This window comes from Filifactor villosus, assembly GCF_042652965.1.
Taxonomy (GTDB): Bacteria; Bacillota; Clostridia; order Peptostreptococcales; family Filifactoraceae; genus Filifactor; species Filifactor villosus.
In genome coordinates this window covers 1-23,555 of sequence record NZ_JBHSHL010000005.1, presented here as the reverse complement: position 1 = coordinate 23,555, position 23,555 = coordinate 1, and the positions used below count along the sequence as shown (strand labels likewise).

Genomic DNA, 23,555 nt, shown 5'->3' with positions numbered 1-23,555 from the left:
TTTTGTCCACCCTCATTCTAGTTCTGAAACCAGGTGGAAGGAAGAAAGATCACGGCTACGGGAAACAATTCCAACCTTCCTGCGAGCATATTGAAGGAAAGCACGATCTTGGTGATTGCCGTCAAACTGCTGAAGTTGCTCACGGGGTTGGTTACTCCCAAACCCGGCCCCACATTGTTCAAACAACAGGATACCGATGCAAAACTCGTAATCAGATCCAAGTCCTGACTCAGAAGGATAAGGGTAGATGCCGCAAACACCAAGGCATAGATATTCATATATACATGGACTTCTTCAATGACCTTCTTCCTGACGACCCCTTCCTCAAACCTCATGCTGATTACACGGTTGGGAGAGAGCATCTTTCTCATTCCTCCATAAGCGTTTTTGACCAAGAGGATGATACGGGACACCTTCATCCCTCCGCCGGTAGAGCCCGCCATGGCGCCGATAAACATCAGCAACAGAAGGATGCCCTGTGAAAGGTAAGGCCACTGCTCATAGTTCTCGGTGACAAAGCCCGTCGTGGTAATAATTGAAGCAACTTGGAAGGCCGATGCCCGAAAGGCGGGCCATACGCCTCCGACCACATCTATGATGTTGAAGGTGATCACGGCAATTGCAGCACCTATGATCAACAGATAGGTCCTAAGTTCCTCACTGGAAAAAAACTCTTTGACATTTCCTATCAGAATAAAGTAGTAGAGTTGGAAGTTTACTCCGAACAAAATCATAAATACCGTGATAACCCCTTCGATATATGCACTGTTATAATAAGCTATACTCGCATTTCTGGAGGAAAAACCTCCCGTTCCCGCCGTCGAAAAAGCATGGATCCACGAGTCGAAGAAACTCATTCCCCCCGCTTTTAAGAGGATGACTTCGATGATCGTCAAGGTAATGTAGATTCCATAGAGTATCCTCGCTGTCGATGACATCTTGGATACCAGCTTTCCCACCTTATGTCCGGGCACCTCCGCCTTCATCAGATACATATTGTTGTTGTGATTCTGAGGAAGAACGGCAAAGGCGAAAACCAAAACACCCATTCCTCCTATCCAGTGAGTAAAGCTCCTCCAAAACAGGAGACCGTTGGACATTACTTCGATGTCGGTCAAAATGGTCGAACCCGTTGTAGTAAACCCCGATACCGTCTCAAAAAACGCATCGACATAAGAAGGGATCTCCCTGCTGATATAGAAGGGCAAGGCACCGAACAGAGACAGAACGATCCACGCCATCGATACGATGACCATCCCTTCCTTCGCATAAAAACTTGCATCTTCCGGTCTCTTATATGAGAGCAGGAAACCTGTCAAAATAAGGGCCACGGCTACCCCGAACAAAACATATCCGACCCTTTCGCGATAGAACAGCGATACAAATCCCGGCACAAGCATAAGCAAGCCTTCGAGTTTTACGATCAGACCTATAATATAACGAATCATTTTATGGTTCATAGCGCCTACCCTTCCAAAATATCATTTAGATCTCGCAGATACTTCTGTGTCGTAACAACGATCACCCTGTCCTTCTCCCGGATGGTATCCATGCCTCTGGGATAGATCAATTCATTGCCCCTCAAGATATAGGCGATCAAAATATTCTTTTTTATCGGCATTTCTTCAAGGGTGACGCCAAGCTGAGAAAAGTTCGCACACACATTAAATTCCAAAGCTTCTACGCGGTTTTCCAAGATACGGTACAAGGTCTCCACATTACTTCCCTGTGAATTTTGCTTGGCTCTCACATAGCGAACGATCCTCGTTGCCATAATATCCTTGGGGATTACACAACTTTCCAAACCGACCCTCTCCAAGATCGCCAGAAGATTTCGCCGACTGATTTTAGTAATGGTTTTTGCTACTCCCTTCGACGCCGCATGCATCGATACGATGATATTTTCTTCATCAATTCCGGTCAAGGAGACACAGGCATCGAAGTAAGAAATCCTCTCTTCATCGAGCACATCCTGCAAAGTCCCGTCACTGTTGATGATACTCGCCTTCGGAAGCTTCTTGCTGAGCTCCTTACACCTCTCCTTGTCAAGTTCGATAATCTTCACATTGATATTGTGCTTCAAAAGCTTTTGAGCCAGATAGTAAGAGATCCTTCCTCCTCCGATCATCAGTACATCCTTCATCCTTTTTTGAGACAGACCCTGGTACTTAATCATCTTCATCACCTGCTTGGTCGTTCCTGTAACAAAGAGGCGATCCTCCGCCTGAAGGACGAAGTCTCCTCTGGGAATAAAGAGTTCCTCGTCGCGAACCACCGCACAGATCAAGATATGCAACCCCTTCTTTTTTTGAAGCTCCATCAGAGGCAGACCTTGAAGATCACTTTCCTGTGAAACCCTTATCTCGACAAGGTTTACCCTCCCCTTTGCAAAGGTTTCTATATTTGCCGCAACAGGAAACTGCAACATCCTGAACATATCGTTTGCAGCCTCAAACTCGGGATTGATAATCATATTGATACCGATTTGATCCCTCATAAACTCCATCTGTGTCGAATATTCGGGATTTCTCACCCTTGCTATCGTGTATTCGACCCCGAGCCTTTTTGCCAAGATACAACACAAAATATTGACTTCATCCGCATTGGTAACGGCAATGATCATATCGGAGCCCTTGATTCCCGCATTCATCTGTACATCGTAGGCTGCTCCGTTCCCCACGGTACCTATGATGTCATAACTGTCAACCAATTTCTCCACCAGGTTGGAATTTTGATCGATCACAACGATATCATGATTTTCTTTGGAGAGATTCTCAATCAATGCCTCTCCCGCTTTTCCTGCTCCAACTATTACGATTCTCATTTTCTTCTCCACCTTATAAAACTCTCTGTCTTCTTTCGAAGCCGATCTGCACGATATCGGCGGTCTTTCTTCCCCCAAGATCCCGCGACTTTCATTTACAAAACCAAAACCATAGGATCTGTTCGAATCAGCCTCCTATGGCTTGTATACAACCTCGTTTACACTATACGTATCCCGGATATCGTCAAGAAAAACCTCCTCAAACTCAACTCTCAGTCCCAAGTTTGACAAATGATGGTTTCTAAACTTTCCGTTCCTATACGACTTCTTATCTTACCACTATAGCACCTTTGTTTCAAGCACAGGAAAAGTGTTTTTTCAACTTCTTTACATTCACAGCCTTCCATCTCCCTGCTTTATTACACCAAACTAGGGTCTTATCCTTGAGAACGCCTCGCAGATCTGCTCCAGAAGTGCGATCCGAAAGAGTTGATGAGGAAAGGTCAGGTTCGAAAAACCGATGGACATCGAGGCCTTCTTCCTCACATTTTGTCCAATGCCCAAACTTCCGCCTATAACAAAGGCAAGGTGCTTGTCTGCGTCGCAACTCTTCTTCAAAAACTCCGTAAACTGCTTACTGTCCATCTGTTTGGCACCGACATCAAGCAAAATCACTTCCTCATTCTTTTGAAGACAAGCCAGGATTTTTTCGCCTTCTCGCTGTTTGGTCTTTTCATTTTCCTTGAGAGAAGCTCTCTCGGAGGTTTTTTCATCCTCAACTTCTACGATATCAAAGGGCACTTTCAAAGAAATTTTTCGAAAAAAATGCCTCTGCGCCTCCCTCAGGTAATCCTCCTTGAGTCTTCCTACCGCTATCACACGGATCTTCATCTTCTTCTATGCCCTCAAGTCCTTGACGGTCAACTCTACGGGACAATGATCCGAACCGTGGATCTGTGTATGGATCTTGGCATCTTCGAGGTTCTTCTCCAATTCTTCGGACACAACAAAATAATCGATCCTCCAGCCCGCATTTTTCTCTCGTGCCTTAAAACGATAAGACCACCAACTGTAAACCCCGGTCGTATCGGGATAAAAATATCGGAAGGTGTCAATAAACCCGCTGTCGAGCAGAGCTGTCATCTTTGTCCTCTCCTCGATCGTAAAGCCTGCGTTTTTCGTATTGGTCTTGGGATTTTTGAGATCGATTTCCGTATGTGCCACATTCAGGTCTCCGCATACGATGACCGGCTTGTTCCCTCTCAATTTGAGCAGGTAAGCTCTGAACTCATCTTCCCAAACCATCCGATAATCCAAACGTTCCAACTCCGTCTTGGAGTTGGGCGTATATACTGTGATCAGATAGTAGTCTTCGTACTCCAGGGTAATCACCCTGCCCTCCTGATCATGCTCCTCTATGCCGATCCCGTAATACACGGACAAAGGCTCCTTCTTCGTGAAGATAGCAGTTCCGGAATAGCCCTTCTTCTTTGCATAGTTCCAGTATTGATGATATCCCTCAAGTTCCAGATCAATTTGACCCTCTTGCAACTTGGTTTCCTGAAGGCAGAAGGCATCCGCATCCACTTCCTTAAAAAAATCCATAAAGCCCTTTTTGACGGCTGCTCTTATCCCGTTTACATTCCAAGAAATCAGTTTCATATTCTATCCTTTCTTCAAGGTGGACATCACGTCCACCTTTGTGTTCTCAATCAAAAATCTCTTTGTTTAAAAAACTCCCGCACAGCAGAAGGTTCTCACTTTTTTTGAAGGCAACTCCCAAGTCCCGACCCGAGAAATTTCCAAGATACTTTTTTGTACTATCCTCCAATAAAAGTATGAATCTATCTATTTTTTTCAACCACAAAAATTCGCTTTATCCTCTACGGGTGATAGATTGTTTATATCCATAACTCAAAAGAATAATAGTATTATATTATAACCTATTCCCATTGACAGATTGATCGGCTTGAAGAATGTCATCCTCCGAATTGTTTTTCGAAAATGGTATATTCCATCCACCTGACCTTTCAAACAAGTAATAGTATTAACCGTCAAGGTATATATTTTTTTCTACGCTATGCTCTATCTCGTCATTATCCCGATGATTTGTGCTTTTATATACCTCCAACTAATTGTTTTATGGTAAGTCAAACGAATATTTCCGGATTTCGATCGAAGGATTGTGGAGTTTTTTCTGCAATCACTTCTTATCGAAAAAGTGGACATGATGTCCACCTTTTTACTTTTCTCTCTTCTGAAGTTTCAGTACAAGGTCGATCAATTCTTTAATTTCTTCCTCCTTATGAAAGACTACGTGCTGCATGACTCCCTCGTGGAAAAAACTTACCTTGCAACTCTGCTTCTCCTGTGTGATCTCCGCCTTCATCTTGACAAGGTCTCTCTTTGTCATCCCCGGTTTAAAATAGCTCATCGACTGCGTCGGGTATTTCAAGAGAAGGTCCAAATAATTTTTTTCAATCTCTTCTTGGATCTCGGGTTTCATCACGGCGAGTTTCGCTCCGGTCTCCAAAGAGATCTTTCCGTTATAGAAGAGCTCCAACAATTCCGGACGGAGGCTTTCCAGTTTTCGGTAGCGGTCGATGTGCCTTCCGCTCATCTCAAAGCTCTCGGCAACAATCTCTCTTGTCTTTCTGTTCTTGTAGCCCTCAAATCCTCCTCTTCTTTTTTCTCTGATGATCTTGTACTTCTCTATAATGCTTTTTGTCAAAAGCTTCGGGCCGAGTTGACGTTGGGCATAGTTCGCATCGATGATGATCTCCCTGGCATCCGAGTCCGAGAGGTTCTCCTTAACAATGGCGAAGATCTCTCTGAAGTCTTCGCTCTTTACATCCGAGAGTTCGAGTTCACCCAGACTGCTGCCTTCTTCCCGTTCCAATTTTTGCAGTTCTTCACGGATATAACGATAGGCTCTTACCCGATTATGCCCCGACAAGATCCTGTTTCTTCCCTCGATATGCTCCACGACGATGGGATGAAGCAGTCCGTGGACCAGGATGGACCGCACCAATCTTTCAAACTCGTCTCCTTCCAAAGGAGGATAAAAGTTCCAATCCGAAGGTGCCGCTTCAAGTTTGTCGATCTCTATCTTGACGATCTGCTCCTGTGGGATCTCACGGAGTTCTGATTTTTGTTGTGACAGGGAATAGTCCCTTGTCGCAGCGTTCTTAAAGCTTGTCATGGAGCCTATGTCGATGTTCTTAACCTTTCTTTGAGACACGCTCGATCACCTCCTTGGCAAACTCCTTGTACTGCATCGCCGCCCTGCTGTTCGGGGAGTATTCCAGCACCGCTATGCTGTTCCACTGCGCCTTTTCCACTGAAGTATCCAGATTGATTTTCGTCTCAAACAGGATCTCTCTTCCGAAGATATTCTCGATCAAGGTCTGCCCTCTCTGATTCATGATCTTGTTGTTCGGCTTATATAAGGTTGTCAGGATACCTAGGATCTCAAGCCTTTCATTCATGGATAAAAACTGGTGATAGAAGTCGAGGAAGGTTCTGATTCCTCTTATTCCGAACATTGCCATCGGCACGGGAATGATCACATAGTCCGAGACATTGAGAATATTTGCCGCCAAGTCTCCGAGATAGGTCGATGTGTCGAAGATGACAAAATCATACTTCCTGCTCTCCAAAAGAGGGGTGATGATCCTCTTTAGCAGGAACTCTCTTTGAAACTCATGATGGAGGTCGTATTCAATCTTGCTGATATAATCATCTCCGGAGACAAGGTCGAGATTTTCATACCTCGTTGGAGTGATAAAATGACTCAAATCCTGCTTCTGTCGAATCGCCTGGTAGATTGTCTTGTTAAAATCGATCAGTTGAAGACCGAATTCCGTCAGGGACTCATCTACAGTGAACCCCAAGGTGTTGGTAAGATCCATCTGTGAGTCACAGTCGATAGCCAGTGCCTTATACCCCTGCTCTCCAAGAGCGATCGCCAACATGGATGCGGTCGTACTCTTACCGGAGCCACCCTTGGAATTTGCGATTGCGATTACAAGGGTCCTCTCTGGATGATATCTTTTGCTCAAAGTCGCTCCCCTCCTTATTGTTTACTTTCCCCTATCATATCATAAGTGATTTGATAATTCCACGATTTTTCAACTACCTCGTCCAAACTTCTCCGTACACTTGTGCCTGCACAACTACAAAAATTACGATATAAACGCAAACCGGCTCTTTCTACCTTTTCATCCTATTATCTGTTTCAGCAATGGGAAACACCGCCCAAATCCAAACTCCTGATTTTCCTTTGGGTTTACGAAAGATAAAGGTTTGTCACATCAACATTTTCAAGACGTTTATCCTCCATATATAACATCGGTTTTATGCCGTTTTTTTTGAATTATACGGTATGTCCTTAGGTTTTGGAAGATGGTATTTTTATCCAAGAGATGTATCTGCGATATACAGCTCGCGCAAACCCATACTTTTGAAAATATTTTGATCGGAGAAACATCGATTTTATACCGCATCTTTCAAGTATGAGATATGTCTCCTCCGATATCGTTTCTCTTCCCAATCAACAAAATTCTCCTTATATGATATCATTTTAGTGCAATACATAGTATAATGGATGTATTAGCAGCAAAGAGCGGTGCAGTTCTTAGATAAGTTGTCTTTCTGTGATGGAAAATTTCAAAAGAAAATCTCTATCGCATCTGTTCCTTTCATACATACCGCTTTGATCTGCGATATGCAAAAAGATACTTCATTCGATCTTTCGACCGAAGACAAAAAAGGAGGATGTTCTATGAAACATACTATTTTGATCGTAGAAGATGAAAAACCTATCTCCGACATTGTAAAATTCAATTTGGAAAGAGAGGGTTACGATATTGTAACGGCCTTTGACGGTCCCGACGGTTATCAAAAGGGTCTGGACGAAAACATTGATCTGATCCTTCTCGACATTATGTTGCCTTCCATGGACGGTTTTGAGGTTTGCAGAAAGATCCGCGAAAAATCCGCCGTTCCCATCATTATGGTAACGGCGAAGGAAGAAGAGGTCGACAAGATCCTGGGCCTTGAATTGGGTGCGGATGACTATATCACAAAGCCCTTCAGCCTTCGTGAATTGATTGCAAGGGTAAAAGCGAACTTAAGAAGGACCAGTATGCCCAGCCAAAATTCGACCGAAAAAGACATCATCCGTTGCAAGAGTCTTATGATCGACATCGTAAAGTACGAAGTCACCAAAAACGAAGTTCCTTTGGAGTTGACGGTTCGGGAGTATGAACTGCTCAAGTTTCTTGCAATGCAACAGGATCAGGTTTTTTCGCGAGAACAGCTCCTCAAGCAAGTATGGGGATACGAATACTATGGGGATATCCGCACCGTGGATGTCACGGTGCGAAGATTGAGAGAAAAGGTGGAGGATGACTCGTCCAACCCCTCCTACATCATGACCAAGAGGGGCGTCGGTTACTTCTTTAAGGGGGAATAATCCTTGTTTAAAAGTATTCGTTGGAAGCTGATCTCCCTTTATTTTATCCTGGTGTTTGTCGCCATGGCGATTGTCGGTCTCTTTATCACACAGCAGTTGGAGAGCTACAACCTCTCTACGGTCAAGAGGACACTTTCGGATGTCTCCAACAACCTGATCAACCAAAGCATCGACTCCCATGTCAATGTGACCGAACAACGGTTCGACATCCAAAGAATCTTAGATACGACAACCCTTCCCGAAGGCTATGAGATCTCGGTCATCGACCTGTCGACGGGTACCATCGTCGCCTCGACCAATACCAACCTTTTCGACAAACCGGGTATGGATGTGTTCAGCGTTGAGATGATGCTCGAAACGAGTGAAAACAACGTCATCGACAAAATCATCGTCGAAGAAGGTCCTTACAAAACAAGGTATCAACATATGGCCTTTACCTACGATGACGGAAGCGAAAAAAATACAGGCTATATCATCTACTCCAGGGCTTCTCTGGAGGCGGTCGATGAATCCCTCAGCCATGCAAAGGGGATCTTCCTCAACGCCACCTTCATCGCGTTGGCGGTCACCATCGTCCTGGGATATGCAATCGCGATTTCGATCACGGTTCCCATCAACGATTTGAGAAACAAGGCCTTGAAGATGTCCCAGGGAGATTTCTCCCAAAGAGTGCAGATCCAATCTCATGACGAGATCGGTCAGCTTGCTTCCGCCTTCAACTTCCTGACGGAACGGCTCAACGAGACCCTGATTGAGATCTCCTCCGAGCAGAATAAACTCAATGCGATCATCGAACATATGGACGATGCCCTGATCGCCGTCGACGAAGTCGGAAAAATCATCCACTACAACTCCTCGGCAGAGGTTCTTTTGAATCTGCCTGTCGGAAACAAGGAATACGTTCAGGAAATCTTTCCCTTGGAGAACAACGAGTTGACTCCCGAAGAGATTATGTCGGACACCCCGGGAAGTACAAACAAACTCCCCGTCATCACGGTGAATAACAAGGCACTGAAACTCTCTTCCGCCTTTTTCAGCGATGACAAAAAAATTCTAAAGGGTTATGTCATCTTATTTCAGGATATTACGGAGAGAGAACACCTGGACAATATGCGAAAGGAATTCGTCGCCAACGTGTCCCATGAGCTCAAAACTCCAATCACCACGATAAAGAGCTATTCCGAGACCTTGTTGAGCGGCGCCTTGGAAGAGCCGGAACTTGCAAAGAGCTTTCTCAATGTCATGGTCAAGGAAGCCGATCGTATGACCTCTTTGATCCGCGATCTCCTGCAGTTGTCTCACATCGACTTTAATAAAATGACTTGGAACTTCGAATACACAGACATTCACTCTCTTTTGACTGATGCCATTGAGAAGATGAAACTCTTCTATGAAGAAAAGCACCAGCTCATCCGCCTCGAAGCTCCGGAAAACTTGTTTTTGATCTGGGCGGATCGATCCAAATTGGAACAGGTCATCATCAATATCCTCTCCAATGCGATCAAGTATACTCCGGAATCGGGAACTGTGGATATCTCTCTGAAGCTTGTGGATAACATGGTCTATATTTCGATCGAAGATACGGGGATGGGAATTCCCGAAAAAGACCTCGCACACATCTTTGAACGCTTCTACCGTGTTGATAAGGGACGCTCCAGAGAGCAGGGAGGAACAGGGTTAGGCCTGTCCATAGCCAAGAACATCATCGAGGCTCACAAGGGAACGATCGAGGTAGTCTCAAAGTTGGATCAGGGTACCTGTTTCACGATCAGCTTACCTGTGCATAAGTCCGAAATGTAAGCTACATTTAATTGCGATGTAATCATTTTGTAATATAAGAAGGATATAATGAGTTTAGGTGTAACCATACTTGTTTTGTATGGAAATGTACCGACATTTTATGAAGAAGGAGGTGTCATTTGGTGAAAAAATTTGTCAGTGTTTTTCTGCTCTCTCTAATGCTTGTATCCGTTTCCGTTTCTTATGCGAATCCTTCAAGTAATGAAACACTTTCACAAAAAGAAGTTGTGCAGATTTTGGAGAATATCGATACCGAAAACAGCCCTATTATAAAGAAACCTGAAGAATTAAACGTTTCCACAACTTCCAATACCATAGTTATCTCCGGCAAAGGTCGCGAAAAAGAAAAAGTCATTATCGAACTTTATTATAAAGTAAAAGACGATTATGTTTTTGATAAGCAACCTATAGAAGTAACCCTAGGTCCTTTAGGCGTATTCTCAAAAGAAGTCGCTATAAAAAATTCCTTCGGTTCCTCTACCAAAGAGCTTTTTGTGTTGGTGAAGATACAGAGGAAGAACGAGTGGATCGTCGATGCACGCAAGATGGTGTATTCCGATATTTCCGATATTAAAAAATCATTGGAAAATATCAGAAAACCGTAATATACTAATATATGTATGAACAAAATATCATGGTAGATTTATCATGATATTTTTATTATAAACTACTTATCGGTGAATATTATGAAACTTTCGATAGAACCTGTAAAATCTCTCATCACGATGTTTTTGTTCGCCCTCTCCTTTGCTCTGCTGTTGACAAAGTTTTACTATCTCCCTCATCTGATGGAGAGTTCCACCTCTTATCGCAGCATTACTCTGGACTACGCTTGGGAAAACACCGTGGAACCCAACTACATCATCTGTTATCTGGGCGGAAACAAAATTACCAAAATGTTCGACACCAAGGCGGAGTCGTACGGCAAACTTCGCAGTCTTATCCGTGAAAACATCTCTTCTTCGGAAAAAGGAAGTTTCCATCCGGGAGAAACGCTTTCTTCTTCCAAAAATGAACGTGGGATAGAGATCCTCTTCCGGCCCTCCGTCGATGCCAAACTTCTCTCGGGGAGTATCTTCAACGATACGGAGCGGCTGAGAGGTCTGAGAACGGTCTCCAGGATCTACCTCTCCTCCATCCAAAACAAACCTCTTTTCTTTGAAGGCGATGAAGGCTTGATCGAGTTTTCGATTCAAAAACGGGAGATCAATCAGCTTCTGGAAAACATTCAGAGTTCTCCCTACGTCGGATATTACAGCTTAAACTACCTCTTTGAAAGCAGCAGCCCCGCCTTTGTAAACCAGGATGAGATCGGCCACTTCCCCGTCTACAATACCAAGAGCTCCTTGGGTCACGACAGCCGCGAGGAAATTGCACGTCGATTGTTCGGGCAGCAATTCGACTTCCTCAGTGAGATCACCGAGACAGACGGACGTTATATCTACTCTTACAACTATGGAAAAAAAGTCTTTAAGACAACTCCGAACGGTATGATGGAATATACCAACGAAAACTTCAAGGTGGCAAAATACGACCTGAAAGAGCAGTTTCATGTGGCAGTAGATTTTCTCAAGATGCTCAACTATGACATCCCTTCTCTACGCCTTTACGGACACAGGTATGTCAAAGTGCACGGAAATGATGCCACGAAATTTATTTTCAAACGGATGTTCAACGGTCTTGAGATCGACTCCTCAGGCAACTCCTGCAACATCGAAGTTACTTTGGTCGGTGAAGACGTCTACAAATTCCGCGGCCAGGCACGCAATTTTTCCGGTCTGGACCTGAAGTACGACTCTCAGACCATTCCGGGTCTCAATGCCTTGGAAAGTCTTTATATCTATTCCAAGAAGAAAAACCCTTCTCTGGATGCAACTTCATACTTCAACTCGATCGCCGACTTCACGGTTTCCTATTTTATGAACGAAAACAAGGACCTGTTGCCCTGCTATAAGATAACCATAGACAGACGCAATTATTACATTGATATTTACACAGGGGAGGTGATCGCAAATGAACTGGAACCGAGCTAAGACCTACCTGATCCTCGCCCTTCTGCTTGTAAATATTCTCTTGGGATACAGCATCTATATGGAGATTCAGGCAAACAAACCTCGCAATACCTACTCCGAGGAGATGATCAGGCATTTTCACAACTACCTCAAACAACATGAAATTTCGCTGGATACGACCTTGGTAGAAGAAAAGGATATGATTTCTCCCATCGAAGTCAACTATCTCAACATCAGTGAGACACTTTATCCGCATCTCTTCTATGATTTCAGGCCTTACATCCGTGTCCAAAAGGGAAAGAAGCTTACCATGGCTATTCCTCTGGCCATGATAATGACCGAAGATACCGACCATCTTGAATACACCGAAAAATTTATTAAACGGTATTTTCCCGATGAGGATATGACCTTAAAATACAATTCAAGGGATGAACACGGAGAATTTTATTACTATACTCCCCTCTATAAGGGTAGACCCCTGGAAGAGGCCTTTTTGACCTTTCAGTTTGACGATACCTTCCATGCATTAAATATTACCAAGATCAATATTCAGCCTCGAAAATCCTCGGTCGAAGAACACTCGGTGTCTTCACCTATCAAGGCTGTCTCTCAGGTGGTCTCTCAGATGGCGCCGGGCTCTCATATCATCCAGGTGGAGCTTGTCTACTACTACCGTCCCGAAAACGACTCCGACCTCCTGCTTACGGAGCGTGCAAGAGCCTTCCCCAGTTGGAGGATCCAAACATCGGATCACCAGTTTTTCTATGTGTCCGCCATCCATCAATAAGGCAGAGACGGGAAGGTTCTTTAATTTTATTTTACAGTTTCAGACAGAACCTGAAATCCGATAAGAACGTATGTTGTTATACTTTACTTTTATTATACGAGGAAAGGTTGCATAATTCGGAAGATCAGCGTAAGATTTTATGAAAAGAATGAAAGTATTGTTATGACAAATTTTCGTATTTTATCAACTCAAAGGAAGATCAGGAGTTGGACTTTGTGCAATGTTTCCCCTAACAAGCAGAGCGCAATCGCTTTCATACAAAAAATAAAACTGTTGAAATTGTTCATTTTACGAGATTTTTGTACTATATAAGACAACAGCGAGATCAAAATTCAGCTTTGTGCTTGCCTGAGCTATACTGTTATCTGTTTGTGTTGGTTGCTATCGTCGTATCATCGAATCGAAAAAAAGTATGGACATTTTTTAAACGGCCGGTGCAACGGCACGTTGAAATTCATAGTAATTTCGACTGTGATATAAACTCTTTTGGTTCATAACCAAGATAAGAAATAAAGATAACTATCAATATGTCAATACACCGGAGGCAACTTGCCCCATAGAAAGGAGAGATAATGATGTATTTAGATGAAAGAACCCTTCCGACCTACCTTCAAAGGGATATTGAAGAATATCAAAAGGCGTTGAAGAATAACAATCGTTTGGATGCAAATGAACTTTGGTGCGAGGTGTACGGTTCGATCAACTCGGCACAACACGGGTATGAGATCACAAAAGAAGTGGCCGATTATCTGAGAAAGAAATACTTGGGTCTTGAGTAGGAAGGATGTTATGGATTTTTCAACTTGTCCGATAAACCGTTTGAAATTGTCTGGAGGAGTAAATGGAAATAAGATAGGGATTTCTTTTAACGGAGAAACCTATATGTTAAAGTTTCCCCTGTATGCAAAATTAAATCCGTTGATGAGTTATGCAAAAGTCCACGCGATTTCCTTAGGAGAGGCCTTTAAGAAGGCTTTATTTGACCGTATAGAGGACGAATATGACCTTGTCCTGGCAGAAGAAGCTTATAAAGACTATGTGGACAGCGGATACAAATCTACCGCTGTAGCCGATTTCTGGAGAGAGTTGGATGAAAAAAATGTATAAGGTTGAACTGTCTGAACGTTTTAAGAAAGAATTTAAGCGACTGGACAAGTACACACAGAAGATCCTACGAGGATGGATCGATAAGAATCTTGTAGATACATCCGATCCTCGTATACATGGAAAAGGATTGACATCCAACAGAAGCGGTCAATGGAGATACCGAATAGGAGACTACCGCCTTATACTATTATTCTTTTGAGTTATGGATATAAATAATCTGTGACCCATAGAAGATAAACCGACTTTTCGTGGTTTGAAAAACAGATATATCTATACTTCTATTGAAAAATAGTATTATATGTATGATAAAGGATGATACACTTATTATCCTTGCTTTGACTGTCGGACATCGAAAAGAAATCTATCGCAAATAGCTAATACTGTATCGTTGATCCTGTAATTATGTCAAAGATATGTATATGATTGACAACACCCCTTAATATGCTATACTTATAAGCAATAAAAGCCGTTGCTTTTGTTGGTGGATTGACACCTAAAATCCGAAAGCACAGCCGGACGAATGAGCCGGCCAGTTGGCAAGCAACAGAAAAACTTGAAAGCACAGCCGGACGAATGAGCCGGCCGGTTGGCGGACAACAGAAAAATCAATCACTAAGAGGGGGTACGATTCACTGCGGTGGTCTAGGCTCCCTCTTTAAATTTTTATCTTCTTTGGAGGATTCGATGGATAAAAAAGAAGCTAAACGAGGTGGATCAAACGCCAATGACAACAGGGTGTTTATCAACGCCTGCCTATGGATCGTAAGAACCGGCTCTCCTTGGAGAGATCTCCCTCCTCAATACGGAAAGTTCAATGCGGTCCATCGCAGATATAAACGATGGTGTGACAACCATATTTGGGAATATATCCTTGCAGAACTCATAACGGAACCCGACTATGAGTGGCTGATGATCGATGCCTCCCATTGCAACGTTCACCCTCATGCTTGCGGAGCAAGGGGAGGAAACGAAGCAATCGGGAGGACAAAAGGGGGCTCAATACCAAGATTCACCTTGCGGTGGATGCGCATGGTATGCCACTGCGAACTCTTGTCACAGAGGGTACAAGAGCAGATTGCAAAATGGCAATCGAATTGATCGAAGGAATCCCTGTGGAACATCTGATGGCGGACCGTGCTTATGATACAAATGCCCTTATGGAGTACCTACATCAACAGGAGGCTCAAGCGGTCATTCCTCCGAAGAGAAATCGAAAGAAGAAACGGGAGTACGATAAGGCTCTTTATGAGTATCCCACCTTGTTGAGAACACCTTTTTGAAGTTAAAACAGTTTCGAGGGATCGCTACCCGTTATGCAAAGTGCGTTTCCTGCTTTGTTGGAGCAATTCATTTGGCATCGATCGTTTTACGGTTCATACTATTCTTCCTTTGGGTTATGGATATAAATGTTGTGTAGCCGATAAAAGATAAAACGGATTTTCGTGATCGCAGAATAAATATATCCATATTTCTATTGGAGAATAGTATGACAGGAGAAAAAGTGCTGAAGCACTTTTTTTATTAAGTAATATGATTACTTCCAGAAAATAAAAATGAGGGGATTTTTTGTTGAAATTTCAATGTTTTTTCTTATTTTCGCATTGCAATTCCAGCGATATCGTTATATTATGGAAGATAAGAAGCGATTGGCTCAAAGATGGAAAAATTATAAAAAGATGGGGGGCAAGTTGCCCCCACGGAAAGGATGGGAAAGATGTATTTGGATGAAAGGACCCTTCCGACTTATCTTCAAAAGGATATTGAAGAGTTAAAGAAAGCCTTGGAAAATAATAATCGTTTGGATGCAAATGAACTGTGGTGCAAGGTATACGGTTCGATCAATTCGGCCCAATACAGCTACGAGATTACAAAAGAAGTGGCCGATTATTTGCGAAGAAAATATTTAGGTCTAAAATAGGAGGATGTTATGGATTTTTCAACTTGTCCGATAAACCGTTTGAAAATGTATGGAGGAGTAAATGGGAATAAGATAGGGATTTCTTTTAACGGAGAAACCTATATGTTAAAGTTTCCTCCGTATGCAAAATTAAACCCGTTGATGAGTTATGCAAATAGCTGTATCAGCGAAGACATCAGTTGTAAGATTTACAAGTCCCTGGGAATTGAAGCTCAAGACACGATGCTTGGGACGTATCAGGATAAAGTGGTGGTCGCATGCAAGGATTTTGAAGTCGATGGGTATCGGTTAAAAGATTTCGCCTTTTTGAAAAACACAATCATCGATAGCGAACAAAACGGATACGGAACAGAGCTGGAGGATATTTTAGAGACCATCGAATCTCAACACATCATGGATAAAAAGGTGCTGCAACGAAGATTCTGGGACATGTTTATTGTCGATACACTTCTTGGCAACTTTGATCGACATAACGGGAACTGGGGATTTTTAGTCAACGAAGACACGCAAGATGTACGATTGGCTCCCGTATATGATTGTGGCTCTTGTCTCTACCCTCAAAGTTCAGATGAGGATATGAGGTTGATTTTAACAGATCAAGACAAGATTACCGATCGCCTTTACAAATTCCCGACATCTGCCATTCGCTCTGAACATGTAAAGATCAACTACTTTCATTTTCTATGCAACACAACGAACCCGGAATGTTTGAAGTCGTTACACAACATCACAAAAAAGATTGATATGAAGAAGATCGATCATATCATCGACTCGACCCCCTATACGACAGAACTACATCGAGAGTTTTTAAAAACGATGCTCCGATATCGAAAAGAACGCATTTTAGATAAGGCGATGGAGATCCAACCGGAGCTGTTCTCGTTTCGGCAAACACATTTTAAATTATAGGAAAAGGAGACGAGAGATGGACGATCGTTATGATTTGATGTTAGAACAAAATATATTTTTAGAAAAAAACACTTGTAGGAAATATCTCGAAGGAATGAGGATCCCATTAAAACGATAGGAGGAAAGATCATGTGGAACATCAATCATTTTATGAGCATAGAGGATTACTGTAGGATCCATAATGTCAAGCCATCTACAGTACGATGCAGATGCCTAAGGGGAACGGTTTTGTCCTCGAAGAAATTCGGTAAAACCTGGCTCCTTCATAGAAACGAAAAGCTCTTTAATTGGAATTTAAAGAGTGTAGAAAATAACTGTCAGATTCTAAAAAAGATGGGATTTGAAATCAAGGAAGAACACGGAATCTTTTATTTTTTCTTTGAGAATAAAAAAATTTTCGTGAGAGAAAAAATGAGAGAGATTAAAAAGCAAATGGAGGAGGCTGAGGATGAATCAAGAAACCTATGAACGTATTCAAAACGAGATCCGGGGTCTTTTAGATCAGTTGATCCAAGAAAAAAAGGAGATAAAGAAATTTTTCGGAGGAAGGAGAACTTACCGGGAAAAAATGGAATTTTTTAAAAATCATTGTCCTTCTATGTTTGAAACAGAGACTTTATTTCTTGAAAAACAAGCAAGGTTCCTCATAAAAGAAATTGAAGATGAGATGAATAGCTATTATGACTATAATTACAATTTCTCTGTTGTCAATGTTATTCTACCGTTTTTGTTTTTGGTACTAAACGCTTTGTTTTTGGATTCAAAATCCGGGGAAATGCTTGTTGCCTTATCAAGTTTTGTTTTTTTTATAGGTGTAGCATCGTTCACTCAAAGAAGAAATGATATGAAAAACCTTCTTCTTACTCTAATCACATTGATTCAAAGAAACACTCAAGCATAAACAATGACAAATTCGGGGTTGATCAATAAAAAGCAGGAGTTTTATGATACAAGATATGCCGATGCCATTGTTGCTTATAACTTGGACAACGGTAGCTTTTGGAGCTATCGCCCTTTTGTGGGTTTGAAAACTAGGCTTAAAAGTGTTCATTCAGGGTCGTTTCTAAAAATGAACACTTTTTTTGCATAAAAAAGCATAAAAAAGCCTGAAAAAAGGTTTTTTTATTGTTCGTAACAGGGTATACTTGAAATGAACACAAAAAATATATGAACAGTGAACACTTTTAGAAAGGAAATGAGATGAAATTCGGATATATTAGAGTAAGTACGGAAGAACAAAACGAAGAAAGACAGATCAACGAACTACTCAAGCATGAGGTTGATCGAAGGAACATCTTCCTGGATAAAATCTCCGGCACTGTGGAGGAGAAAAAGAATTATATTTTGTTGAAGTACAAGCTTCGAGAAGGAGACGAGCTTTACATTCACGAGCTCGATCGCCTTGGCCGAAATAAGAAAGAGGTCAAGGAGGAGCTGGAGAAATTGAAACAAGCAGGAATCCTTGTTCGTATTCTTGATATTCCAACTACGATGATGGATTTTTCGGAGTTTGGAGAACTCCAAAAATCGATTATGGAGATGGTAAATAATATCTTGATCGAAGTGCTATCGACTCAAGCCGAGACCGAGCTTGCTAAAATCAAAAAACGACAGGCGGAAGGGATCGCAATAGCAAAGAGGAAAGGAAAGTACCAAGGCGGAAAGAAGAAGGAACTTCCTTCGAACTTCGGGAAACTTTATGGAAGATGGAAAAACAAGGAAATCAAAGCAACGGAGTTTTGTCAATTAGCAGGCTATAAAAGCAGAACTTCGCTTTATGAAAAAATCAGGCAATATGAAGAAGAGCAAAATTTAGAGAGGAGTTTTAAAACCCACCGCGAAGATATTGACAGATCGAACCAAATATAGTACAATGTACTATATTAAGAAAGGAGATGAGCTTATGGCATTTTCCATCCGATTAACAAGCGAAGAAAAAGCTCTTGCAGAGAGTTATGCAAAAGTCCACGCAATTTCCTTAGGAGAGGCTTTTAAGAAGGCTTTATTTGATCGTATAGAGGACGAATATGACCTTGTCCTGGCAGAAGAAGCTTATAAAGACTATGTGGACAGCGGATACAAATCTACTGCTGTAGCCGATTTCTGGAGAGAGTTGGATGAAAATGTATAAGGTTGAACTGTCTGAACGTTTTAAGAAAGAATTTAAGCGACTGGACAAGTACACACAGAAGATCCTACGAGGATGGATCGATAAGAATCTTGTAGATACATCCGATCCTCGTATACATGGAAAAGGATTGACATCCAACAGAAGTGGTCAATGGAGATACCGAATAGGAGACTACCGCCTTATATGTATGATAAATGATGATACACTTATTATCCTTGCTTTGACTGTCGGACATCGAAAAGAAGTCTATCGCAAATAGCTAATACTGTATCGTTTATCTCAAATTGACAATACCGGTTTTATATGCTACGCTTTAAATAATAAAAGCCGTTGCTTTTATTGGTGGATTGACACCTAAAATCCGAAATTGTTCCCGGACGAATGTGCCGGAAGTTGCCAGGCAACAGAAAAACTCTGGAGCGTTCTCGGACGAATGTGCCGAAAGTTGGCGGACAACAGAAAAATCAATCACTAAGAGGGAGTACGATTCACTGCGGTGGTCTAGGCTCCCTCTTTAAATTTCTATCTTCTTGGAGGAATATAATGAAATTGTAGAATTTCCTCACTATGTAAAAGAACCCGTAGAGCCTCACGGATTCTTTTTTTAAAGTCTGAACTTTTCTTCCATTTCCTCAAAGAGGTGTATATCATTGACAACACCGATTTTATATGCTATACTTATAATTAATAAAAGCCGTTGCTTTTATTGGTGGATTGACACCTAAAATCCGAAATTCTTGCCGGACGAATGTGCCGGACGGTTGGCAAGCAACAGAAAAACTTGAAGCCTTGCCGGACGAATGTGCCGGACGGTTGGCGGACAACAGAAAAATCAATCACTAAGAGGGGGTACGATTCACTGCGGTGGTCTAGGCTCCCTCTTTAAATTGTATATCTGGAGGGTTTAATGGATAAAAGACAAGCAATTAAAATCATTACCGAATGTGCTGAAAAATACGACAGACAATTAAACAACAAGAACTTTCTTTTTTTGTTTGGGGAAACAAAGAGACCCCAATATATAGAAACAGCCTTCTTGTCTCGTAACTTTATGCATTTAACCGGATCTGGTTCAGTTTCCGTAGACAGTAATCGATTCTATAAACTATGTTTAGATAAAAAATTAAATGAAGAGAACATTTCTCTTTATGAAAATGGAGCTACACCTATGAAGCTATCCATCCTTCCTCAACTGATGGACATTCCGTTTAATGCAAGGATGATCGGAGAGTTTAATAAAAGTGGACTGGTACTACATACCGACAAGTTGATAGGAAATACTGTAGCTACCCTCGGATTTGTAGAAGACAAGGGTTACTATATTCCAAACACAGCCTTGAAGGAAGACTGTAGAAATTTATCGAGCGAATCTCCCAAACGAATCCTTGCGATTTTAAGCAAGTCAATGACAGAGGAACGATATCAAACTATCACGTACTTGGCAAAAAAGCTGGATTTTTATAACATCAAACTTCCTGATGAGATCGAAGAGAAGATCGATGTCTTGATCCCCTTTGTGCAGTCTCAAAAAAATCAAATGAAATTGTAGAATTTCCTCACTATGTAAAAGAACCCGTAGAGCCTCACGGGTTCTTTTTTAAAGTCTGAACTTTTCTTCCATTTCCTCAAAGAGGTGTATATCATTGACAATGCCGATTTTATATGCTATGCTTATAATTAATAAAAGCCGTTGCTTTTATTGGTGGATTGACACCTAAAATCCGAAAGCATAGCCGGACGAATGAGCCGGCAGGTTGGCAAGCAACATAAAAACTTGAAAGCACAGTCGGACGAATGAGCCGGCAGGTTGGCGGACAACATAATAAATCAATCACTAAGAGGGGGTACGATTCACTGCGGTGGTCTAGGCTCCCTCTTTAAATTTCTATCTTCTTGGAGGAATATAATGAACAAGAAAAAAGCTATTAAAATAATCTATGAATGTACAAAAAAATATGAGAATCAATTGAACAATAAAAACCTTCTTTTTTTGTTTGGAGAAGCAAGAAATCCGAAATTTATAGAGGCTGCTTTTTTTCCTTATAACTTTATGCACTTGACAGGAGCCAGTAAAACATCTATAAAAAGTACTCAATTCTATGAACTTTGTTTGGATAGAAAATTAAATGAAAACCATATTTCTATTTACGAAGATGGTACTACAGAGAAAAAATTATCCGTTCTTCCTCAACTAATGGATATTGCATCTACTGCAAAGATGATTGGAGACTTTAACAACAGTGGATTTCTATTACAATCCGAAAAAATAGTTGGCAATACTGTTGCTATAATGGGATTTGTGAAGGTAAATGATTACTATATTCCTAACACAGCCTTGAAGGAAGACTGTAGAAACTTGTCGAGCGAATCTCCTAAACGAATCCTTGCGACTTTAAGCAAGTCGATGGCGGAAAAGCAATATCAAACTATCACGTACTTGGCAAAAAAGCTGGATTTTTATAACATCAAGCTTCCTGATGAGATCGAAGAGAAGATCGATGTCTTGATCCCCTTTGTGCAGTCTCAAAAAAATCAAATGAAATTGTAGAACCTCCTCCTATGTAAAAGAACCCGTAGAACCTCACGGGTTCTTTTTTAAAGTCTGAACTTCTCCTCCATCTCTCTGTGGATCCTAAGATATTTGAAGTAGCTTGCACTTTGCGTATTGACCTTTCGGTGTTGTTGTTTGCGGTCATCCTGGCGAAAGAACTGACTTAATGCGAAGAAAAACTCCTGAAGCATCTGTTTTCTTTCGAAATCATTTCTTTTCTCGATCCATTCCTTTGCGGAAGAAAGACTATAAAAATTCGAATTATAATAATTATACTCCTTCGAATTTGTCCAGCCCTTCCCCTCTTTTTTGAAAAGAATCGCATCTTCTGCGAACTTAAAATCAAACTGATCGTTCTCCAGGAGTTTTGTTTGAAACTCCTGGAGAGAATGACTCTCCTTCAGCGTATTCAAATACACTTCTTTGAACTGATATTTCAAAGAAGTGGTTGTCTTATATTCATGATCGTAATTTTCTTTGATTCTCTCCTCGATGTAATCTTTTGAGAACAAATTTGTCCCAAATTCGTTTATGATCTCCTTTTCGGTAAAGTCGATCCCGTCTAAAAGAATCGATCCCTATTTTTCTTCGAAAATTCGGCCTCTACGCTTCAAACCCTCTTCAAAGGATGCGTAGTCAAAGATTCTTTTAACGACGAAAAGAAATCGTTTTTCAGGGCATTTTCTTTTAGAACATCATCTAAAAACTTGAGATTGACCCTGTAATATCCGGAAGAAGTTTCCTTGAATCCGATCCCTTCCTCCCGGAGTTTTTGAAGAAAGTCTTCCTTGGTGGATGCTTCCTTCAGGAAGGTTTTGATCTTATCTTCCATCTCTTCTTTTTTCGTATAAGACCCACTGCACCGCCGTTTAATGGCAGCCAAGGAATACGATTCTCCAAGTGTCTTTCCTCGATATTTTTTTGCTCCAAGCTGGAAATTGATAAAACTTCCCCGGAAGTAGCAGTGAATCTTATAACGTTTGTTGATCTCCTTTACAAAATCATAGATATTCTTTACCTTTTCCTTGTCTGCAATCACGGCATCGATCGCATACGTGATCAGCTCCTTATTTGTAAAAACTCCTCTGTCCTTTAATTTATTCTCCTCCATACCTTCCTTTCTTGAGAGGAGTTTTTCCTTGGCCAAGTCTTCCTGCGTTTTAAAATCATAACGCTTCATGATCGAATCGTGAAGATCCAGAAGCTCTTTTAAATTTTCTTTGGTATCCGGAAAAGATTTAAGCGTATTGGAATTAACTGCCGAAAAAATAATATGATTATGCACATGATCCGTATCCTTGTGTGTAGCACATACGACCTGGTATCCTTCCTCATAATATTTTTTCGCAAGCTCTTTGGCGATGGAAAAAGCCGTTTCATAATCGACATGATCCGAATCGTCAAAAGATTGTTTGATGTGATAAAACGTCCTTGAATCTTTTCTTTGCACTTCACGAAGTGCAAAAAGATCCTGGAACTCTTGAGCGTAATTTTCTTTCGTGCAATTTAAAAACAAACTCTTATAGGCCTTATCTTCTCTTGTAATATATCCGATGCCGAACGACTTACTTTTTGTCATCGGCTTTTTGTTGGGAGTCAAAATAACAACTGCCATATTCTCCCTCCTGATCCTCTTTTACAGTACATATTTTTTATATCGTTGCACTTCCAGTTGCAATTTATTTTTCAACTTCATATACTCCCGGAGGGTCTCTTCTTCCTGATCAAACAAATTGATTCTTCTTAAAAAGAATTGCAACTGGATAAGAATTTGTGTGAACGTTTCTTCAAAAAAAGAAAGCATTTTATAAGAAGTTTTCTTCTTGTTGATGCAGGAAATAATAAACTGCGATAACGTAATTTTTTCTTTAATACAGATCTCCTCGATCCGGTGGAAGTCATAAGGATCGATTCGAATTTTGATATTGATCTTTCCCGGAGATGTATTTCGTGCGTAATTCTCCAGGGGATATTTTTCTTGATACTGATCAAAAAGTTGAGTAGCATACGTCAAATATTCCTGAATCGATCTAGAGCGTGTCTACACAAATTAAACAAGGCATCTTAACCATAAAACGATCGATGCCAAATGAACTGCTC

General features: G+C 41.4%; 25 protein-coding genes and 1 pseudogene. 18 read left to right on the top strand and 8 right to left on the bottom strand.

The genetic code is table 11. The features are described 5' to 3' along the window. Positions 1 to 17: 17 nt before the first annotated feature. From ACFO4R_RS01690 to ACFO4R_RS01665, 6 genes are all read right to left on the bottom strand, one after another. Positions 18 to 1,460, bottom strand: coding sequence for a TrkH family potassium uptake protein (locus ACFO4R_RS01690; RefSeq protein WP_379787246.1), 1,443 nt, complete (start codon positions 1,458 to 1,460; stop codon positions 18 to 20). 5 nt (positions 1,461 to 1,465) lie between these two features. Continuing rightward, positions 1,466 to 2,824, bottom strand: a complete 1,359-nt coding sequence (trkA, locus tag ACFO4R_RS01685) for a Trk system potassium transporter TrkA (protein ID WP_379787244.1) — start codon at positions 2,822 to 2,824, stop codon at positions 1,466 to 1,468. 369 nt (positions 2,825 to 3,193) lie between these two features. After that, complete coding sequence (locus ACFO4R_RS01680; RefSeq protein WP_379787243.1) at positions 3,194 to 3,655, bottom strand: 23S rRNA (pseudouridine(1915)-N(3))-methyltransferase RlmH; 462 nt, start codon at positions 3,653 to 3,655, stop codon at positions 3,194 to 3,196. A gap of 6 nt (positions 3,656 to 3,661) precedes the next feature. Next, entirely contained in the window at positions 3,662 to 4,426 is a 765-nt protein-coding gene (locus ACFO4R_RS01675) for an exodeoxyribonuclease III (RefSeq protein WP_379787242.1), read from the bottom strand. Between the two features lie 580 nt (positions 4,427 to 5,006). Further along, the gene (locus ACFO4R_RS01670; RefSeq protein ID WP_379787240.1) at positions 5,007 to 6,005 is read right to left on the bottom strand and encodes a ParB/RepB/Spo0J family partition protein; all 999 of its coding nucleotides are present in this window, start codon (positions 6,003 to 6,005) and stop codon (positions 5,007 to 5,009) included. Next, entirely contained in the window at positions 5,986 to 6,825 is an 840-nt protein-coding gene (locus ACFO4R_RS01665) for a ParA family protein (RefSeq protein WP_379787239.1), read from the bottom strand. Before ACFO4R_RS01665 ends, ACFO4R_RS01670 begins: the two co-directional genes overlap by 20 nt. Before the next feature lie 722 nt (positions 6,826 to 7,547). Between ACFO4R_RS01665 and ACFO4R_RS01660 the strand changes: the two genes are divergently transcribed. The 18 genes and pseudogenes from ACFO4R_RS01660 (at position 7,548) to ACFO4R_RS01575 (ending at position 21,452) form a co-directional block, all read left to right on the top strand. Next, positions 7,548 to 8,240: a response regulator gene (locus tag ACFO4R_RS01660; RefSeq protein WP_379787238.1), complete on the top strand. Its 693-nt coding sequence runs from the start codon at positions 7,548 to 7,550 to the stop codon at positions 8,238 to 8,240. A gap of 3 nt (positions 8,241 to 8,243) precedes the next feature. Beyond that, a complete protein-coding gene (locus tag ACFO4R_RS01655) occupies positions 8,244 to 10,040 on the top strand; it encodes an ATP-binding protein (protein ID WP_379787237.1) in 1,797 nt (598 codons plus the stop codon). Positions 10,041 to 10,159: 119 nt separating this feature from the next. After that, a complete protein-coding gene (locus ACFO4R_RS01650) occupies positions 10,160 to 10,645 on the top strand; it encodes a hypothetical protein (RefSeq protein ID WP_379787236.1) in 486 nt (161 codons plus the stop codon). Between the two features lie 81 nt (positions 10,646 to 10,726). Continuing rightward, on the top strand, positions 10,727 to 12,073 hold the full coding sequence (locus tag ACFO4R_RS01645) for a hypothetical protein (RefSeq protein ID WP_379787235.1): 1,347 nt from the start codon (positions 10,727 to 10,729) through the stop codon (positions 12,071 to 12,073). Further along, positions 12,054 to 12,839: a two-component system regulatory protein YycI gene (yycI, locus tag ACFO4R_RS01640; protein ID WP_379787234.1), complete on the top strand. Its 786-nt coding sequence runs from the start codon at positions 12,054 to 12,056 to the stop codon at positions 12,837 to 12,839. The genes ACFO4R_RS01645 and yycI overlap by 20 nt, the downstream gene beginning before the upstream one ends. A gap of 572 nt (positions 12,840 to 13,411) precedes the next feature. Next, a complete protein-coding gene (locus ACFO4R_RS01635) occupies positions 13,412 to 13,618 on the top strand; it encodes a hypothetical protein (RefSeq protein ID WP_379787233.1) in 207 nt (68 codons plus the stop codon). A 10-nt stretch (positions 13,619 to 13,628) separates the two neighbouring features. Then, complete coding sequence (gene relB, locus ACFO4R_RS01630) at positions 13,629 to 13,946, top strand: type II toxin-antitoxin system RelB family antitoxin (RefSeq protein WP_379787232.1); 318 nt, start codon at positions 13,629 to 13,631, stop codon at positions 13,944 to 13,946. Next, positions 13,930 to 14,145, top strand: coding sequence for a type II toxin-antitoxin system RelE family toxin (locus ACFO4R_RS01625; protein ID WP_379787230.1), 216 nt, complete (start codon positions 13,930 to 13,932; stop codon positions 14,143 to 14,145). The genes relB (ACFO4R_RS01630) and ACFO4R_RS01625 overlap by 17 nt, the downstream gene beginning before the upstream one ends. A gap of 485 nt (positions 14,146 to 14,630) precedes the next feature. Further along, positions 14,631 to 15,363, top strand: a pseudogene (locus ACFO4R_RS01620) (IS5 family transposase). Positions 15,364 to 15,660: 297 nt separating this feature from the next. Beyond that, positions 15,661 to 15,864 carry a hypothetical protein gene (locus ACFO4R_RS01615; protein ID WP_379787229.1) on the top strand — a complete coding sequence of 68 codons (204 nt, stop codon included), beginning with the start codon at positions 15,661 to 15,663 and terminating at the stop codon, positions 15,862 to 15,864. 9 nt (positions 15,865 to 15,873) lie between these two features. Beyond that, complete coding sequence (locus ACFO4R_RS01610) at positions 15,874 to 16,773, top strand: HipA domain-containing protein (protein WP_379787228.1); 900 nt, start codon at positions 15,874 to 15,876, stop codon at positions 16,771 to 16,773. Between the two features lie 129 nt (positions 16,774 to 16,902). After that, complete coding sequence (locus ACFO4R_RS01605; protein WP_379787226.1) at positions 16,903 to 17,241, top strand: hypothetical protein; 339 nt, start codon at positions 16,903 to 16,905, stop codon at positions 17,239 to 17,241. Then, positions 17,222 to 17,674 (top strand): hypothetical protein, encoded by a 453-nt coding sequence (locus ACFO4R_RS01600; RefSeq protein ID WP_379787225.1) that lies wholly within the window; start codon positions 17,222 to 17,224, stop codon positions 17,672 to 17,674. The genes ACFO4R_RS01605 and ACFO4R_RS01600 overlap by 20 nt, the downstream gene beginning before the upstream one ends. Positions 17,675 to 17,973: 299 nt before the next feature. Further along, on the top strand, positions 17,974 to 18,642 hold the full coding sequence (locus ACFO4R_RS01595; protein ID WP_379787224.1) for a recombinase family protein: 669 nt from the start codon (positions 17,974 to 17,976) through the stop codon (positions 18,640 to 18,642). A 34-nt stretch (positions 18,643 to 18,676) separates the two neighbouring features. Next, positions 18,677 to 18,904 (top strand): type II toxin-antitoxin system RelB family antitoxin, encoded by a 228-nt coding sequence (relB, locus tag ACFO4R_RS01590; RefSeq protein WP_379787223.1) that lies wholly within the window; start codon positions 18,677 to 18,679, stop codon positions 18,902 to 18,904. Next, a complete protein-coding gene (locus tag ACFO4R_RS01585; protein ID WP_379787222.1) occupies positions 18,891 to 19,163 on the top strand; it encodes a type II toxin-antitoxin system RelE family toxin in 273 nt (90 codons plus the stop codon). Before relB (ACFO4R_RS01590) ends, ACFO4R_RS01585 begins: the two co-directional genes overlap by 14 nt. A 648-nt stretch (positions 19,164 to 19,811) precedes the next feature. Beyond that, positions 19,812 to 20,453, top strand: coding sequence for a PBECR4 domain-containing protein (locus tag ACFO4R_RS01580; RefSeq protein ID WP_379787221.1), 642 nt, complete (start codon positions 19,812 to 19,814; stop codon positions 20,451 to 20,453). A 357-nt stretch (positions 20,454 to 20,810) separates the two neighbouring features. After that, a complete protein-coding gene (locus tag ACFO4R_RS01575) occupies positions 20,811 to 21,452 on the top strand; it encodes a PBECR4 domain-containing protein (protein ID WP_379787220.1) in 642 nt (213 codons plus the stop codon). A 47-nt stretch (positions 21,453 to 21,499) separates the two neighbouring features. Here ACFO4R_RS01575 and ACFO4R_RS01570 read toward each other — a convergent pair whose 3' ends face one another. Further along, positions 21,500 to 21,967: a hypothetical protein gene (locus ACFO4R_RS01570; protein WP_379787219.1), complete on the bottom strand. Its 468-nt coding sequence runs from the start codon at positions 21,965 to 21,967 to the stop codon at positions 21,500 to 21,502. Positions 21,968 to 22,065: 98 nt separating this feature from the next. Continuing rightward, complete coding sequence (locus tag ACFO4R_RS01565; RefSeq protein WP_379787218.1) at positions 22,066 to 23,070, bottom strand: relaxase/mobilization nuclease domain-containing protein; 1,005 nt, start codon at positions 23,068 to 23,070, stop codon at positions 22,066 to 22,068. Positions 23,071 to 23,555 lie beyond the last annotated feature (485 nt).

What these genes read in the sequence shown, in the direction of transcription:
- ACFO4R_RS01690 (WP_379787246.1), bottom strand. Translation starts at nt 1,460, where the DNA reads ATGAACCATAAAATGATTCGTTATATTATAGGTCTGATCGTAAAACTC.
- trkA (WP_379787244.1), bottom strand. Translation starts at nt 2,824, where the DNA reads ATGAGAATCGTAATAGTTGGAGCAGGAAAAGCGGGAGAGGCATTGATT.
- ACFO4R_RS01680 (WP_379787243.1), bottom strand. Translation starts at nt 3,655, where the DNA reads ATGAAGATCCGTGTGATAGCGGTAGGAAGACTCAAGGAGGATTACCTG.
- ACFO4R_RS01675 (WP_379787242.1), bottom strand. Translation starts at nt 4,426, where the DNA reads ATGAAACTGATTTCTTGGAATGTAAACGGGATAAGAGCAGCCGTCAAA.
- ACFO4R_RS01660 (WP_379787238.1), top strand. Translation starts at nt 7,548, where the DNA reads ATGAAACATACTATTTTGATCGTAGAAGATGAAAAACCTATCTCCGAC.
- ACFO4R_RS01645 (WP_379787235.1), top strand. Translation starts at nt 10,727, where the DNA reads ATGAAACTTTCGATAGAACCTGTAAAATCTCTCATCACGATGTTTTTG.
- yycI (WP_379787234.1), top strand. Translation starts at nt 12,054, where the DNA reads ATGAACTGGAACCGAGCTAAGACCTACCTGATCCTCGCCCTTCTGCTT.
- ACFO4R_RS01635 (WP_379787233.1), top strand. Translation starts at nt 13,412, where the DNA reads ATGATGTATTTAGATGAAAGAACCCTTCCGACCTACCTTCAAAGGGAT.
- relB (WP_379787232.1), top strand. Translation starts at nt 13,629, where the DNA reads ATGGATTTTTCAACTTGTCCGATAAACCGTTTGAAATTGTCTGGAGGA.
- ACFO4R_RS01625 (WP_379787230.1), top strand. Translation starts at nt 13,930, where the DNA reads ATGAAAAAAATGTATAAGGTTGAACTGTCTGAACGTTTTAAGAAAGAA.
- ACFO4R_RS01615 (WP_379787229.1), top strand. Translation starts at nt 15,661, where the DNA reads ATGTATTTGGATGAAAGGACCCTTCCGACTTATCTTCAAAAGGATATT.
- ACFO4R_RS01610 (WP_379787228.1), top strand. Translation starts at nt 15,874, where the DNA reads ATGGATTTTTCAACTTGTCCGATAAACCGTTTGAAAATGTATGGAGGA.
- ACFO4R_RS01605 (WP_379787226.1), top strand. Translation starts at nt 16,903, where the DNA reads ATGTGGAACATCAATCATTTTATGAGCATAGAGGATTACTGTAGGATC.
- ACFO4R_RS01600 (WP_379787225.1), top strand. Translation starts at nt 17,222, where the DNA reads ATGAATCAAGAAACCTATGAACGTATTCAAAACGAGATCCGGGGTCTT.
- ACFO4R_RS01595 (WP_379787224.1), top strand. Translation starts at nt 17,974, where the DNA reads ATGAAATTCGGATATATTAGAGTAAGTACGGAAGAACAAAACGAAGAA.
- relB (WP_379787223.1), top strand. Translation starts at nt 18,677, where the DNA reads ATGGCATTTTCCATCCGATTAACAAGCGAAGAAAAAGCTCTTGCAGAG.
- ACFO4R_RS01585 (WP_379787222.1), top strand. Translation starts at nt 18,891, where the DNA reads ATGAAAATGTATAAGGTTGAACTGTCTGAACGTTTTAAGAAAGAATTT.
- ACFO4R_RS01580 (WP_379787221.1), top strand. Translation starts at nt 19,812, where the DNA reads ATGGATAAAAGACAAGCAATTAAAATCATTACCGAATGTGCTGAAAAA.
- ACFO4R_RS01575 (WP_379787220.1), top strand. Translation starts at nt 20,811, where the DNA reads ATGAACAAGAAAAAAGCTATTAAAATAATCTATGAATGTACAAAAAAA.
- ACFO4R_RS01565 (WP_379787218.1), bottom strand. Translation starts at nt 23,070, where the DNA reads ATGGCAGTTGTTATTTTGACTCCCAACAAAAAGCCGATGACAAAAAGT.